The organism is Kitasatospora sp. NPDC051984 (assembly GCF_044593455.1).
Classification (GTDB): domain Bacteria; phylum Actinomycetota; class Actinomycetes; order Streptomycetales; family Streptomycetaceae; genus Kitasatospora.
The window spans coordinates 405,301-418,563 of sequence record NZ_JBIUCB010000006.1; the positions used below are offsets into that span (position 1 = coordinate 405,301).

At 71.6% G+C, this 13,263-nt stretch carries 12 protein-coding genes; 7 read left to right on the forward strand and 5 right to left on the reverse strand.

The window, feature by feature from the left end; genetic code table 11:
• Positions 1–5 precede the first annotated feature (5 nt).
• Both ACIHEI_RS15565 and ACIHEI_RS15570 read left to right on the forward strand, forming a co-directional pair.
• A complete protein-coding gene (locus tag ACIHEI_RS15565) occupies positions 6–1,199 on the forward strand; it encodes a dipeptidase (RefSeq protein ID WP_396606941.1) in 1,194 nt (397 codons plus the stop codon).
• Positions 1,200–1,246: 47 nt separating this feature from the next.
• Positions 1,247–2,074: a MerR family transcriptional regulator gene (locus tag ACIHEI_RS15570; RefSeq protein ID WP_396606942.1), complete on the forward strand. Its 828-nt coding sequence runs from the start codon at positions 1,247–1,249 to the stop codon at positions 2,072–2,074.
• Positions 2,075–2,081: 7 nt separating this feature from the next.
• On the opposite strand, the gene ACIHEI_RS15575 is transcribed toward ACIHEI_RS15570, so the two are convergent.
• Entirely contained in the window at positions 2,082–2,489 is a 408-nt protein-coding gene (locus tag ACIHEI_RS15575) for a CoA-binding protein (RefSeq protein ID WP_387867107.1), read from the reverse strand.
• Between the two features lie 28 nt (positions 2,490–2,517).
• A complete protein-coding gene (locus tag ACIHEI_RS15580) occupies positions 2,518–3,861 on the reverse strand; it encodes a UDP-glucose dehydrogenase family protein (protein ID WP_392954625.1) in 1,344 nt (447 codons plus the stop codon).
• Between the two features lie 141 nt (positions 3,862–4,002).
• Between ACIHEI_RS15580 and ACIHEI_RS15585 the strand changes: the two genes are divergently transcribed.
• Positions 4,003–5,145: an LCP family protein gene (locus ACIHEI_RS15585; RefSeq protein ID WP_392954623.1), complete on the forward strand. Its 1,143-nt coding sequence runs from the start codon at positions 4,003–4,005 to the stop codon at positions 5,143–5,145.
• Between the two features lie 62 nt (positions 5,146–5,207).
• Positions 5,208–6,371 (forward strand): acyl-CoA dehydrogenase family protein, encoded by a 1,164-nt coding sequence (locus ACIHEI_RS15590; protein WP_387644891.1) that lies wholly within the window; start codon positions 5,208–5,210, stop codon positions 6,369–6,371.
• 157 nt (positions 6,372–6,528) lie between these two features.
• Here the strand turns inward: ACIHEI_RS15590 and ACIHEI_RS15595 are convergent, their stop codons facing one another.
• On the reverse strand, positions 6,529–7,053 hold the full coding sequence (locus ACIHEI_RS15595) for a serine O-acetyltransferase (protein WP_396606943.1): 525 nt from the start codon (positions 7,051–7,053) through the stop codon (positions 6,529–6,531).
• 89 nt (positions 7,054–7,142) lie between these two features.
• The gene (locus ACIHEI_RS15600) at positions 7,143–8,456 is read right to left on the reverse strand and encodes an LCP family protein (protein WP_396606944.1); all 1,314 of its coding nucleotides are present in this window, start codon (positions 8,454–8,456) and stop codon (positions 7,143–7,145) included.
• 346 nt (positions 8,457–8,802) lie between these two features.
• On the opposite strand from ACIHEI_RS15600, the gene ssuE reads away from it, so the two are divergent.
• From ssuE to ACIHEI_RS15615, 3 genes are all read left to right on the forward strand, one after another.
• Positions 8,803–9,357 carry an NADPH-dependent FMN reductase gene (gene ssuE / locus ACIHEI_RS15605; RefSeq protein WP_396606945.1) on the forward strand — a complete coding sequence of 185 codons (555 nt, stop codon included), beginning with the start codon at positions 8,803–8,805 and terminating at the stop codon, positions 9,355–9,357.
• A 184-nt stretch (positions 9,358–9,541) separates the two neighbouring features.
• Positions 9,542–10,327, forward strand: a complete 786-nt coding sequence (locus tag ACIHEI_RS15610) for an ABC transporter ATP-binding protein (protein ID WP_387867095.1) — start codon at positions 9,542–9,544, stop codon at positions 10,325–10,327.
• Positions 10,328–10,343: 16 nt separating this feature from the next.
• Positions 10,344–12,902: an ABC transporter permease gene (locus tag ACIHEI_RS15615; protein ID WP_396606946.1), complete on the forward strand. Its 2,559-nt coding sequence runs from the start codon at positions 10,344–10,346 to the stop codon at positions 12,900–12,902.
• 56 nt (positions 12,903–12,958) lie between these two features.
• Here the strand turns inward: ACIHEI_RS15615 and ACIHEI_RS15620 are convergent, their stop codons facing one another.
• Positions 12,959–13,252 carry a hypothetical protein gene (locus ACIHEI_RS15620; protein ID WP_392954611.1) on the reverse strand — a complete coding sequence of 98 codons (294 nt, stop codon included), beginning with the start codon at positions 13,250–13,252 and terminating at the stop codon, positions 12,959–12,961.
• Positions 13,253–13,263 lie beyond the last annotated feature (11 nt).

A 13,263-nucleotide genomic window follows, 5' to 3' on the forward strand; every position in this document is an offset into this window, starting at 1 on the left:
GGGGGATGACTCCCGAACTGATCGACCGTGCAAGGGCCGTCCTCCGCACCACCCCCGTGGTGGACGGCCACAACGACCTGCCGTGGGCGATGCGCGCCCAGGTCGGCTACGACCTCGACGCCATCGACCTGACGGCCGATCAGAGCCACCGGCTGCACACCGACTTCGGCCGCCTGCGGGCGGGCGGGGTCGGTGCCCAGTTCTGGTCGGTGTTCGTGCCCGCCGAGCTGTCCGGCGACAGCGCGGTCAGCGCGACGCTGGAGCAGATCGACTTCGTCCGGACGATGACCGAGCGGTACCCCGAGCACCTGCGGCTCGCGCTGACCGCCGACGACCTGGAGAGCGCCCGCGAGGCGGGCCTGATCGCCTCGCTGATGGGCGCCGAGGGCGGACACTCCGTCAACTCCTCGCTGGCCACCCTGCGGGCGCTGTACGAGCTCGGTGTGCGGTACCTGACGCTCACCCACAACTCCAACGTGCCGTGGGCGGACTCCGCCACCGACGAGCCGGTGCACGGCGGCCTCACCAAGTTCGGCGAGGAGGTCGTCCGGGAGATGAACCGGCTCGGCATGCTGGTCGACCTCTCGCACGTCTCCGCCGACACCATGCGCGACGCGCTGCGGGTCTCCGAGGCCCCGGTGGTCTTCTCGCACTCCTCCTCCCGCGCGATCTGCGACCACCCGCGCAACATCCCCGACGACGTGCTCGCCGCGCTGCCCGGCAACGGCGGCGTCGCGATGGCCACCTTCGTGCCGATGTTCGTGCTGGCCGACGCCATCGAGTGGACGTACGCCGCCGACGCCAACATGACCGCGAACGGGTTCAGCCCGTTCGACAACTCCCCGGAGGCGATGGCCGTGCAGCAGGCCTTCGCGGCCGAGCGCCCGCGCCCGATCGCCACCGCCGCCGACGTGGCCGACCACCTCGACCACATGCGCGAGGTGGCGGGCATCGACCACATCGGCATCGGCGGCGACTTCGACGGCACCCCGTTCCTGCCGTCCGGCCTGGACGACGTGGCCGGCTACCCGGTGCTGATCGCCGAACTCCTGCGCCGCAGCTGGTCCGAGGCCGACCTCGCCAAGCTCACCTGGCACAACGCCGTCCGGACGCTGCGCGAGGCCGAGACGGTGGCCCGCCGCCTGCGGTCCGAGCGCGGGCCGTCGATCGCCACCCGGGAGCAGCTGGACGGCGCATGAACGACCGGCTTGACCCTGCCCCTGGGGCAGGCCCGACGCTGACCGGCGTGGAGGAAGAACGGCTGCTCAGCACGGGTGAGTTCGCCCGCCGGGGCCTGCTGTCGCCGAAGGCGCTGCGGCTGTACGACCGGCAGGGCCTGCTCCCGCCGGACGTGGTCGACCCGGTCACCGGCTACCGGTACTACCGGGCCGGCCGGCTGCGCACCGCGCGGCTGATCGTCCGGCTGCGCGGCCTGGACATGCCGCTCGCCACGGTCGCCGAGGTGCTCGCCCTGCCGAGCGCCGAGGCGGCCGGGCGGGTCGCCGCGTACTGGGCGGCCGTCGAACGGCGCACCGCTTCGCAGCGGGCGCTGGCCGAACACCTCCGCATCCAACTCAGCGGACTGGAAGGAATCGACGAGATGTACCGGATCGAACAGCGCGAGGTGCCGGACCAGCTGGTGCTCACCGAGCAGCGCCGGGCCCGGCCGGAGGAGCTGGACGAGTTCATCGGCGGCGCCACCAGCAGGCTGACGAAGGCGGCCGAGGGGCTCGGCGGCACGGTCGCCGCTCCGTTCGTGATCTACCACGGGGAGGTCAACGAGGACGCCGACGGCCCGGTCGAGGTCTGCGTGCCGATCGACCCGGCCCGGGCCGGCGAGGTCACCGTCCCGCACCGGGTCGAGCCCGCGCACCGTGAGGCGTACACCCGGATCACCAAGGCACAGGTGGACTTCCCGCAGATCCTCACCGCCTACGACGCGGTGTGCGGGTGGATCGAGTCGGCGGACACCGAGCGGACCGGGCCGGGCCGGGAGGTCTACTTCACCGACTTCACGGCCGCCGCCCCGGACGAGCCGGTCTGCGACATCGCCTTCCCCGTCCGGGCGGTCTGACCCGGCGTCACAGCCGGGGCAGCTCGATCGCCGGGCAGCGGTTCATCACCATGTCCAGCCCGGCGGCCCGGGTACGGCCGTAGGCGGCCTCGTCGACCACCCCGAGCTGGAACCAGACGGCCTTGGCGCCCTTCGCCACCGCCTGGTCGGCGACCTCGCCGGCCAGCTCGGAGTTGACGAACACGTCCACCACGTCGACCGGGAACGGGATCTCGGCGAGCGAGGCGTAGCCCTGCTCGCCGAGCACCGTCTCGGCCTTCGGGTGCACCGGCACGACCCGCTTGCCGGCCCGCCGCAGCACCTGCGCCACCCCGTACGCGGCGCGCGCGGTGTTGGTGGACAGGCCGACCACCGCCCAGGTGTCGCCGCTGGAGGTGAGGATCTTCCGGACGGTGGCGTCGTCTCCGTAGCTCATGCCGGTGAGAACCCGCCGCCCCGCGCGGTCATTCCGCGAACGGCCGGCCCATCGCCCGGTACGTCCAGCCGGCGGCCCGCCAGGCGTCGCCGTCCAGCACGTTGCGGCCGTCCAGCAGGCGGCGCTCGGCGACCAGGGCGCCGACCTCGGCCGGGTCCAGCTCGCGGAACTCCTGCCACTCGGTGAGGTGCAGCACCACGTGCGCACCCTGGACGGCCTCCAGCGCGGACGCCGCGTACGACAGGCTGGGGAACATCTTGCGGGCGTTGTCCATGGCCTTCGGGTCGTAGACCGTCACCTGGGCGCCCTGGAGCTGGATCTGGCCGGCCACGTTCAGGGCCGGCGAGTCCCGGATGTCGTCCGAGTTCGGCTTGAACGCCGCGCCCAGCACCGCCACCCGGCGGCCCAGGAAGCCGCCGCCGCACTGCTCGCGGGCCAGCTCCACCATCCGGGAGCGGCGCCGCATGTTGATCGAGTCGACCTCGCGCAGGAAGGTCAGCGCCTGGTCGGCGCCCAGCTCCCCGGCCCGGGCCATGAACGCCCGGATGTCCTTGGGCAGGCAGCCGCCGCCGAAGCCCAGCCCGGCGTTCAGGAACTTGCCGCCGATCCGCGCGTCGTAGGAGAGCGCCTTGGACAGCTGCACCACGTCGGCGCCGGCGCTCTCGCAGACCTCGGCCATCGCGTTTATGAACGAGATCTTGGTGGCCAGGAAGGAGTTCGCGGCGGCCTTCACCAGCTCCGCGGTCGCGAAGTCGGTCACCACGAACGGCACGCCGTCCGCGATCGGGCCCGCGTACACCTCGCGCAGCAGCTGCTCGGCGCGCTCGCCGCGCACGCCCACCACCAGGCGGTCCGGGTGCAGGGTGTCGCCGACGGCGTAGCCCTCGCGCAGGAACTCCGGGTTCCAGGCCAGCTCGACCTGCTCGCCGGCCGGGGCCAGCGCGGCCAGCCGCTCCGCCAGCCGGTTCGCCGAGCCCACCGGCACGGTGGACTTGCCGACCACCAGGGCCGGCCGGTCCAGGTGCGGGGCGAGCGAGTCGACCGCGGCGTTCACGTAGCTCATGTCGGCCGCGAACTCGCCCTTGCGCTGCGGCGTGTTGACGCAGATGAAGTGCACGTCGCCGAAGGCCGCGACCTCTTCCCAGGAGTCGGTGAACCGCAGCCGCCCGGTCGAGCCCTCGTGGCCCTCCACGTGCTTCAGCAGCAGTTCCGACAGCCCGGGCTCGAACATCGGCACCCGGCCCGCGGCCAGCGACGCCAGCTTCTCCCGGTCGATGTCCAGCCCGAGGACCTCGAAACCGAGCTCGGCCATGCACGCGGCATGCGTGGCGCCCAGGTAGCCGGTACCGATCACCGTGATGCGCGGAGCCACGGGCGTTCCCTTCCGTTCGGGCCGTTCCAGGCAGTGCGACGGCCGCACGCACAGATGGTATCGGTACCGCTACCACCTGCGGGATCCGCCGATTTCACGGTTTCCCCCCGAAAGTCTGTACGGAAGGTTCACAATGCGCGCATGACTGCCGAAGAGCGGCCCGACGGGGCCGACGAGGACCAGGGGTTACTCAGCATCTTCGACCGCGACGACGAGCGGGACCCTTCGAGTGAGGAGAGCGAGGGCGGGAAGGCGCCGCGCCGCCGCCGGGGCCGCCGGCTGCTGCTGTGGACCCTCGTCGTGCTGCTGGTGCTGTTCGGCACCGGCTTCGGCGCCCTGGTGTGGACCGCCGACCACTACGCGTCCTCGGTGGCCCGGATCCCGAACGCCTTCCCGACCGGCACTGCCGCGCAGCCCACCGCCGTCCCGCACACCGGCCAGACCTTCCTGCTGGTCGGCCTGGACGCCCGCTCCGACCAGCCCACCACCGGCAAGGACGCCAAGGCCCCCGCCTGGCAGCTGGGCGCCCAGCGCAGCGACACCATGATGCTGATGCACATCTCCGCCGACCGGAAGTCCGTCTCCGTGGTGTCCATCCCGCGCGACACCTGGGTGCCCGTCCCCGGCCACGGCAAGGCGAAGATCAACGCCGCGTACTCCTGGGGCGGCCCCGCGCTGATGGTGCAGACCGTCCAGGACCTCACCCACATCCGGATCGACCACATCGCGGTGATCGACTGGAACGGCTTCCGGGCCCTCACCGACGCCGTCGGCGGCGTCGACATCACCATCCCGCGCACCATCGAGGCCAAGGGCGACGCCCGCGAATGGCTGGCCGGCACCCACCACATGGACGGCGCCGAGGCCCTGCTCTACGTCCGCGAACGCCACGGCCTGCCGAACGGCGACCTCGACCGCACCAAGCGCCAGCAGAACTTCCTGCGTTCGCTGATGCTCCGCACCATGAACTCCGGCACCCTCTCCAGCCCCGGCAAACTCACCGGCCTGCTCGGCACCGTCGGCGACGTGGTCTCCGTCGACGACCGGCTCAGCAACAGCGACCTCTACGACCTCGCCTGGAGCCTGCGCGCGGTCCGCCCCGACGGCGTCCACTTCATGAACGCCCCCTTCGGCGGCTTCGACTCCATCGACGGCCAGTCCGTCGTCCTGATGGACGACGGCGCCGCCGGCCTGCTCTGGGACGCGATGCGCGGCGACCGGATGGACGAGTACCTCACCGAGCACCGCACCAGCGGCGACACCCTCGGCGACAAGGTCGACTGACGTCGGCGTGCGCGCCTACGATGGGCATTACTCAACGGTAACTATCGCAAGGGGCAGAGCAGATGGCGGGTAACTCCGGAGCGGACTTCGACCTCTACCGGCTGAGCGAGGAGCACGACATGCTCCGCGAGGCGGTGCGCTCGCTGGCGGAGGCGAAGATCGCCCCGTTCGCGGCGGCGGTGGACGAGGAGGGGCGGTTCCCTTCGGAGGCCCTCGAGGCGCTGCAGGCGAACGACCTGCACGCGGTGCACGTGCCGGAGGAGTACGGCGGCGCGGGTGCGGACGCGCTGGCGACGGTGATCGTGATCGAGGAGGTGGCGCGGGTGTGCGCCTCCTCGTCGCTGATTCCGGCGGTGAACAAGCTGGGTTCGCTGCCGGTGCAGCTGTCCGGTTCGGAGGAGCTGAAGGCCAAGTACCTGGGGGCGCTGGCCCGCGGTGAGGGCATGTTCTCGTACTGCCTGTCGGAGCCGGAGGCGGGTTCGGACGCGGCCGGCATGAAGACCCGGGCGGTGCGGGACGGTGACTTCTGGGTGCTCAACGGTGTGAAGCGGTGGATCACCAACGCGGGCGTCTCGGAGTTCTACACGGTGATGGCCGTGACCGACCCCTCGCTGCGGTCGAAGGGCATCTCGGCGTTCGTGGTGGAGAAGGGCGACGAGGGTGTGTCGTTCGGCGCGCCGGAGAAGAAGCTCGGCATCAAGGGTTCGCCGACGCGTGAGGTGTACTTCGACAACGTGCGGATCCCGGCGGACCGGATGATCGGCGCGGAGGGCACGGGTTTCGCGACGGCGATGCGGACGCTGGACCACACCCGGGTGACGATCGCCGCGCAGGCGCTGGGCATCGCGCAGGGCGCGCTGGACTACGCGAAGGGCTACGTGAAGGAGCGCAAGCAGTTCGGGAAGGCGATCGCGGAGTTCCAGGGCGTCCAGTTCATGCTGGCGGACATGGCGATGAAGCTGGAGGCGGCGCGGCAGCTGACGTACGCGGCGGCGGCGAAGTCGCAGCGCGGTGACGGCGATCTGACGTTCTTCGGGGCGTCGGCGAAGTGCTTCGCTTCCGACGTGGCGATGGAGGTCACCACGGACGCGGTGCAGCTGCTGGGCGGGTACGGGTACACGCGGGACTACCCGGTGGAGCGGATGATGCGCGACGCGAAGATCACCCAGATCTACGAGGGCACCAACCAGGTCCAGCGCATCGTCATGGCCCGTAACCTGCCGTAGCAGGCGAGAACCACCAGGGGCGTTGGGAGCTGCGAGGGTGCGAAACCGGGGGCGCTGGGGGTCCCCCCAGCGAAGCGAGGGGGCGGAACTGCGCGAAGCGGAAGGTGCCCGTCGGCAAGATCGCGACGTAGGGCAATGACTTGCACTTGATCGCGACCTAGCTGGCGTGCGCTCCTTGCCCGCGCAGTTCCGCCCCCTCGCTTCGCCGGGGGGACCCCCAGCGCCCCCGGTTGTGCTCTCCCTGGTTTGGCGCCCTCATCCCCAACCGCCGGGCCGGGGCGCCGGCCCAAATTTCGTTGGGCCCAGTGGAACGCGTGAGCACCGCGTTCGCGCCGATGACGGTTCCGGCGCCGACCGTGAGGACGCCCGACTTGCAGACGATCTTCGCGCCGGCGCAGACCACCACCCCGTCCTCAAGGACGACCCGTCGCATCGCGGATTCCTCCTGCGGGACCCACGGGTCGGCGCGGCCGATGGTGACGCCGTTGTAGAGGGTGACGTTCGCGCCGAGGGTGGTGAAGGGGTGCAGGACGGTGCCGAAGCCGCGGTGGTAGACGAGCAGGCCGGGGCCGATCTCGGCGGCGGCGGGGACCTCCACGCCGTAGAGGGCCAGGGCTTCCTGGACCAGGCGGCCGAACAGCCGGCTTCGGCGGCGGTAGATGAGGGAGGTCACCAGGGACATGGCGGACATTGTTCCGGCGAGCTGCCTGACGAAGCGTCAATGACGCGCCGGAGGGCGGGAGTTCGAAAACCCCCGCCCTTCGGTGGTGGTCACTTCGTGTCGGGAACCGCGGTGTCGTTCTTCATCGCGTCGAAGACGGCCTTGGACTTCGTCGGGTCCCACTTGACGGCGGATTCGCCGGTGGGGGTGCGGAAGTCGGGGTTGCCGATCGGGACGGTGATGGTCTGGCCGGCGCCGCCGGTGACGCCCTTCATGGCGAGGAACATCGAGCCGAGGTCGGTGAGGCCGGCGTCGTTGTCGACGATCAGGGTGTCGAGGCCGGCGGAGGCCAGCGGGTAGAACGTGAAGGGGTTGAGCAGGGTGCCGGGGGAGGCGGCCTGCTTGGCGAGGGCGCCGAGGAACTTCTGCTGGTTCCGCATCCGGCCGAGGTCCTGGTCGGCCATCTGGTGCCGCTGGCGGACGAAGGCGAGGGCCTGCTTGCCGGTCAGGGTCTGGGTGCCGGCCTGGAGGTCGAGGCCGGAGTCCTTGTCCTTGATCGGCTGGTCGATGGTCATCTCGACGCCGCCGACGGCGTCGACCAGGCCGACGAATCCGGCGAAGCCGATCTCCGCGTAGTGGTCGATCCGCAGGCCGGTGTTGGTCTCGACGGTCTGCACCAGGAGCCGGCCGCCGCCGTTCGCGAAGGAGGCGTTGATCTTGTGGGTGCTGGCGGCTATGGACTTTCCGCTGCCGGAGGTGTCCTGGTGGGCGGGTATCTGCACCCAGGAGTCGCGCGGGATCGACATCAGGGTGTTTCCGTGGTCGCCGATGTGCAGGATCATCATCGAGTCGCTGCGCTTGCCCTCGGCGGAGCCGGTGTGGAGGTTGTCCTCCTGGGCGTCGGTGAGGCCCTCGCGGCTGTCCGAGCCCACGATGAGCCAGTTCGTTCCCTTGCCGGCCGCCGGGCGGCCCGGGTAGTCGGCGAGCACGTTTTCGTGCCGGAGCTTGCCGTCGGCCCAGAAGTAGGTGCCGATCCCGGTGGTGAGCAGCGCCAGGACCAGTCCGAGCGCCGAGTATCCGATGATCTTCTTGCGCGAGCGGCGCGGCCGGGCCGGCTGCGGGGCGCCGTCGCCCCGCGGATTCGGCTCCGGCTCGTACGGGGGCTGCCCGTACGGCGGTTGGCCACCGTACGGAGGCTGTCCGCCAGGGCCGCCAGGGCCGCCAGGGCCGCCGGGGCCGCCAGGCCCGCCCGGGTTGCTGGGCCCGCCGTACGGGGGCTGGTCGGGGCGGGAGAGCGGGACGCCCGTGCCGCGCGGATTCAACGACGGAGGCAGCGGCGGCTCCGCGCCCGCCCCGCCCCGGCCGCGTGCCGCGTCGCCCTGCCCGTATGCGCCGCCCCCCGGGCGCTCCTGCCACGTGTTCATGAGGGGAAGGATGCCCGAACCTCGGGCCGCGTGGTGATCGTCCGGCTCGGAGGGGGCTCCTTGTGGCCGTTTTGATGCAGGGCCCGGACCGTTCGGTGCGGTGTTCACCGGCCGGACACGGCCTTGACCCGGTAAAACCGCACGTGTTTGCATGGCCGCATGGAGCAGCGGAAGGTCCTCACCCGTCGGCGGCACGTCGACCACGGTCGGGTGTCCTGCTCGCTGTGTCGCGGCTGAGTCCTCGCCGCGCATTCACCCCCGGGCGAGCCCGCGTCCTCGCCCTCGCGTTCCCGTTTCTTCCGTTTCCGGCCGCCGTGCCCGCGGCCGTACGCACCGAGGTGACTCCATGGCCGTGATCCTCTCCGTCTCCGGCTCCCCGTCCGCGACCTCCCGCACCACGAAGCTGCTGCGCCACGTCGACCGCCGGCTGGTCTCGCACGGCCACCGGGTGGAGGCGCTGGACGCCCGCTCGCTGCCCGCCGGGGCGCTGCTGGCCGCCGATACGGCCGATCCGGCGATAGCCCGCGCCGTCGAGCTGTTCGAGCGGGCGGACGCGGTGGTGATCGGCACGCCGGTGTACAAGGCCGCCTACTCGGGGCTGCTGAAGGCGCTGCTCGACCTGCTGCCGCAGTACGCGCTGCGCGGCAAGACCGTTCTGCCGCTGGCCACCGGCGGCTCCACCGCGCACGTGCTGGCGGTGGACTACGCGCTGCGGCCGGTGCTGAATTCGATGGGCGCCGCGCACATCACCCAGGGCTGGTTCGTGCTGGACCGGCACATCGTGGTGCGCGAGGACGGCGGCACCGAGCTGGAGCGGGAGACCGAGGTGCTGCTGACCCCGGTGGTGGACGCGTTCTCCGCCGCGCTCCAGCCGCGGGCCGAACTGGCCGTCACGGTCTGACAGTTCGTCAACCACCGGGCTCGGGACCCTTACCCCGCGGGGCGCGGACCCCTAGGGGAGAGGGCCCCGACCCCGGAGCGTTTCCCGGTGGTGGCGTTCGTCCCGGTGGAGGACGTAAGGGCGCGGTCAAGACGGGAGGCTTGAGGACATCGGGCGGACCCCACCCCACCTCAAGGAGCAAGCAGTGACCACGGCAGCGAGCGCCGCGCACCTCACACCCGTAGCCGAGCAGAACGACGTCGCCGCCCGGGCCCGGCAGGTGACCAAGGCGTACGGGACGGGCGAGACCCGGGTGACGGCGCTGAACGCGGTCGACGTGGACATCGAGCGCGGCCGGTTCACCGCGATCATGGGTCCGTCGGGCTCCGGCAAGTCGACCCTGATGCACTGCCTGGCCGGCCTGGACAGCGTCTCCGAGGGGCGGATCTGGATCGGTGACACCGAGGTCACCGGCCTGAAGGACAAGCAGCTGACCCGGCTGCGCCGCGACAAGATCGGCTTCATCTTCCAGGCGTTCAACCTGCTGCCGACGCTGAACGCGCTGGAGAACATCACGCTGCCGATGGACATCGCCGGCCGCAAGCCCGACCGGGCCTGGCTGGAGCAGGTGATCGAGACCGTCGGCCTGTCCGGCCGGCTCAAGCACCGGCCCGGGCAGCTCTCCGGCGGCCAGCAGCAGCGCGTCGCGGTGGCCCGGGCGCTGGCCGCCCGGCCCGAGATCATCTTCGGCGACGAGCCCACCGGCAACCTGGACTCCCGCTCCGGTGCGGAGGTGCTCGGCTTCCTTCGCCGCTCGGTCGACGAACTCGGCCAGACCATCGTCATGGTGACCCACGACCCGGTGGCCGCCGGCCACGCGGACCGGGTGCTGTTCCTCGCCGACGGCGTGATCGTCGACGAGATGCACAACCCGACCGCCGACTCCGTCCTGACCCGCATGCGCCGTTTCGACGGCAAGCGCACCAGCTGAGACGGGACCGGGAACGATGCTGCTCAAGACTTCGCTGCGGAGCTTCCTCGCGCACAAGTGGCGCCTGGTGCTCTCCCTGCTGGCCGTGGTGCTCTCGGTCGCCTTCGTGGCCGGCACCCTGGTCTTCTACAACACCGCCACCACCACCTTCGACCGGCTGTTCGCCGCCACCGCCTCCGACCTGTCGGTGCGCAAGGCGCAGGACGAACTGACCGCCGACGGCCCCGGCCGGGCCCCGACCGTCCCGGTCGACGTCCAGAAGAAGCTCGCCGCCGAACCGGGCGTCAAGGCCGCCGTCGGCAACGTCTTCGCCTCCACCGCGACCCTGGTCGACCCGGCCACCAACAAGCTGGTCGGCCCGACCTCCGGCGCCCCCACCCTGACCGGCAACTGGACGGACTCGCCGCGCACGTCGGTCGACATCACCTCCGGCCACCAGCCGCAGGGCGCCGACCAGTTGATGCTGGACGCCGACACCGCCAAGAAGTCCGGCCTCGGCCTGGGCGGCAAGCTCCGGGTGATCACCGAGACCGGTAACTACGACTTCACCATCTCCGGCATCGTCACCTTCCGGACCACCAACCCCGGTGCGGCGCTGGCCTTCCTGGACACCCCGACCGCGCAGCGGGTGCTGCTCGGCACCGAGGCGTACACCTCCGTCGAGCTGTTCGGCGACGGCAGCCGCAGCAACGACGAGCTGAAGACCGCCGCGCTGGCCGACCTCGGCAACGGCTTCGAGGCGAAGACCGCCGCCGAGCAGCAGAAGGAGAACTCGGCGGGCGTCGGCTCGTTCCTGAAGTTCATGAAGTGGGCGATGCTCGGCTTCGCCTTCCTGTCGGCCGCCGTCGGCATCTTCCTGATCGTCAACACCTTCTCCATGCTGGTCACCCAGCGCACCCGGGAGATCGGCCTGCTGCGCGCCATCGGCGGCAGCCGGTCGCAGGTCAACCGCTCGGTGCTGGTCGAGGGCCTGATCCTCGGCCTGATCGGCTCCACCATCGGCATCGGCGCCGGCCTCGGCCTGGCCGCCGGCATGATCCAGCTGATGAAGGCGACCGGGATGAACCTGGACGCCTCCTCGCTCCAGATCACCTGGGCCGTCCCGGTGGTCGGCTACGCCGTCGGCCTGCCGGTCACCCTGCTCGCCGCGTTCTTCCCGGCCCGCCGCGCCGCCAGGATCACCCCGATGGCCGCGCTGCTCGACCACTCCGCCCCGGCCGAACCCCGCGCCAACCGGATCCGGGCCGCGGTCGGCCTGCTGATCACCGGTGCCGGCGTCGCCGCGCTGGTGCTCGCCGCGGGCTCGCCCGGCTCCACCGGCGGGATGCTGCTCGGCCTCGGCCTGCTGGCCACCCTGGCCGGTTCGGTGGTGCTCGGCCCGCTGCTGGTCTCCATGCTGGTTCGGCTGTTCGGCGGCCTGCTGCCCGCACTGTTCGGCCCGGCCGGGCGGCTCGCCCAGCGCAACGTGGTCCGCAACCCGCGGCGCACCGGCTCCACCGCCGCCGCGCTGATGATCGGCCTGGCCGTGGTGATCGGCGCCTCGGTGGTCACCTCCTCGATGGTCGGCTCGATGACCTCGCAGATCGACAAGTCCGTCGGCGCCGACTACGTGGTGGACGGCGGCCACGGCGCCCTCACCCCCGCCATGGTCGACGCCGCCCGGCGCACCAACGGCCTCGACCACCTGACCGAGCAGCGGAACGTCCCCGCCGAGATCACGCTGCCCGACGGCGGCACCCTGCGCACCCGTCTCGCCGTCTCCGGCGCCAGCCTGCTGAAGGACTTCCGGCTCCCGATCGCCTCCGGCAACGCCGAGGCGGTGTTCGCCGACGGCGGCATCTCGGTCGGCCAGGACTTCGCCGACGAGCACCACCTCAAGGTCGGCGACCAGCTCAACGTCAACTACGGCGAGGGCCGCGGCCAGACCCTCAAGGTCGCTGCCGTCATCAAGACCGGCAACCAGCTGTTCGACCAGCGCTTCTTCACCGGCACCGACACCGTCGCCAAGGCGATGAACGGTCAACTGCCGCCTGTCGGCCTACTGCTCGGCGCCGCGTCGGCCGGCGCCGACAAGGGCGCGGTGCTCGCGGACCTGCAGAAGTCGCTGGCCGACTACCCGCAGCTGGTGGTCAAGGACCAGGCCGGCTACAAGGAGATGGTCAAGTCCCAGTTCGACCAGCTGCTCGCCATGGTCTACGGCCTGCTCGGCCTGACGATCGTGGTCGCCGTCCTCGGCGTGGTCAACACGCTGGCGCTGTCCGTGGTCGAACGCACCCGGGAGATCGGCCTGCTGCGCGCCATCGGCCTGTCCCGCCGTCAGCTGCGCCGCACCGTCCGCCTGGAGTCCGTGGTGATCGCCCTGTTCGGCGCCGTCCTCGGCACCGTGCTCGGCCTCAGCTGGGGCGTCACCGCCCGCGCCGTCCTCGCCGAACAGGGCCTGACGGTGCTGACCATCCCCACCGGCACAGTCGTCACCGTGCTGATCGGCTCCATCGTGGTCGGCCTGGTCGCCGCCCTCGTCCCGGCCTTCCGCGCCGCGAGGATGAACGTCCTGGCCGCCATCGCCACCGACTGACCGCTTGTCCCGACCAGCAGGCCCGCCCGGAATCCCCGGGCGGGCCTGCCGCCGTCTCAGGCCACGGTGAAGTGACTGCCGTTGCGCACCCCGAGCCGCGCCGAGACCGGCACCTGCGCCCCGTCCGCCACCGTCAGCTCGCACCCACCGGCGCCCAGCCGCGCCGCCCGCTGACCCCGGTACCGGAACCACACCGACACCACGTGCCGCCCCTCCGTCACCGGCACCCGGTTGACGCCCCAGCGGGCCCGCGACTGAACCCCGTCCACGTCCACCACCGGCTCCGTCGCCATCCGGTGGAACCAGGCCGTGAACCAGTGCGGACGCACCTCGACCACCAGCACCGCCATCGCGGACACCC

Coding starts and splice junctions, on each gene's coding strand:
- ACIHEI_RS15620 (WP_392954611.1), bottom strand. CDS start 13,252: ATGGCGGTGCTGGTGGTCGAGGTGCGTCCGCACTGGTTCACGGCCTGG.
- ACIHEI_RS15600 (WP_396606944.1), bottom strand. CDS start 8,456: ATGAACACGTGGCAGGAGCGCCCGGGGGGCGGCGCATACGGGCAGGGC.
- ACIHEI_RS15585 (WP_392954623.1), top strand. CDS start 4,003: ATGACTGCCGAAGAGCGGCCCGACGGGGCCGACGAGGACCAGGGGTTA.
- ACIHEI_RS15595 (WP_396606943.1), bottom strand. CDS start 7,053: ATGTCCCTGGTGACCTCCCTCATCTACCGCCGCCGAAGCCGGCTGTTC.
- ACIHEI_RS15615 (WP_396606946.1), top strand. CDS start 10,344: ATGCTGCTCAAGACTTCGCTGCGGAGCTTCCTCGCGCACAAGTGGCGC.
- ACIHEI_RS15590 (WP_387644891.1), top strand. CDS start 5,208: ATGGCGGGTAACTCCGGAGCGGACTTCGACCTCTACCGGCTGAGCGAG.
- ssuE (WP_396606945.1), top strand. CDS start 8,803: ATGGCCGTGATCCTCTCCGTCTCCGGCTCCCCGTCCGCGACCTCCCGC.
- ACIHEI_RS15565 (WP_396606941.1), top strand. CDS start 6: ATGACTCCCGAACTGATCGACCGTGCAAGGGCCGTCCTCCGCACCACC.
- ACIHEI_RS15575 (WP_387867107.1), bottom strand. CDS start 2,489: ATGAGCTACGGAGACGACGCCACCGTCCGGAAGATCCTCACCTCCAGC.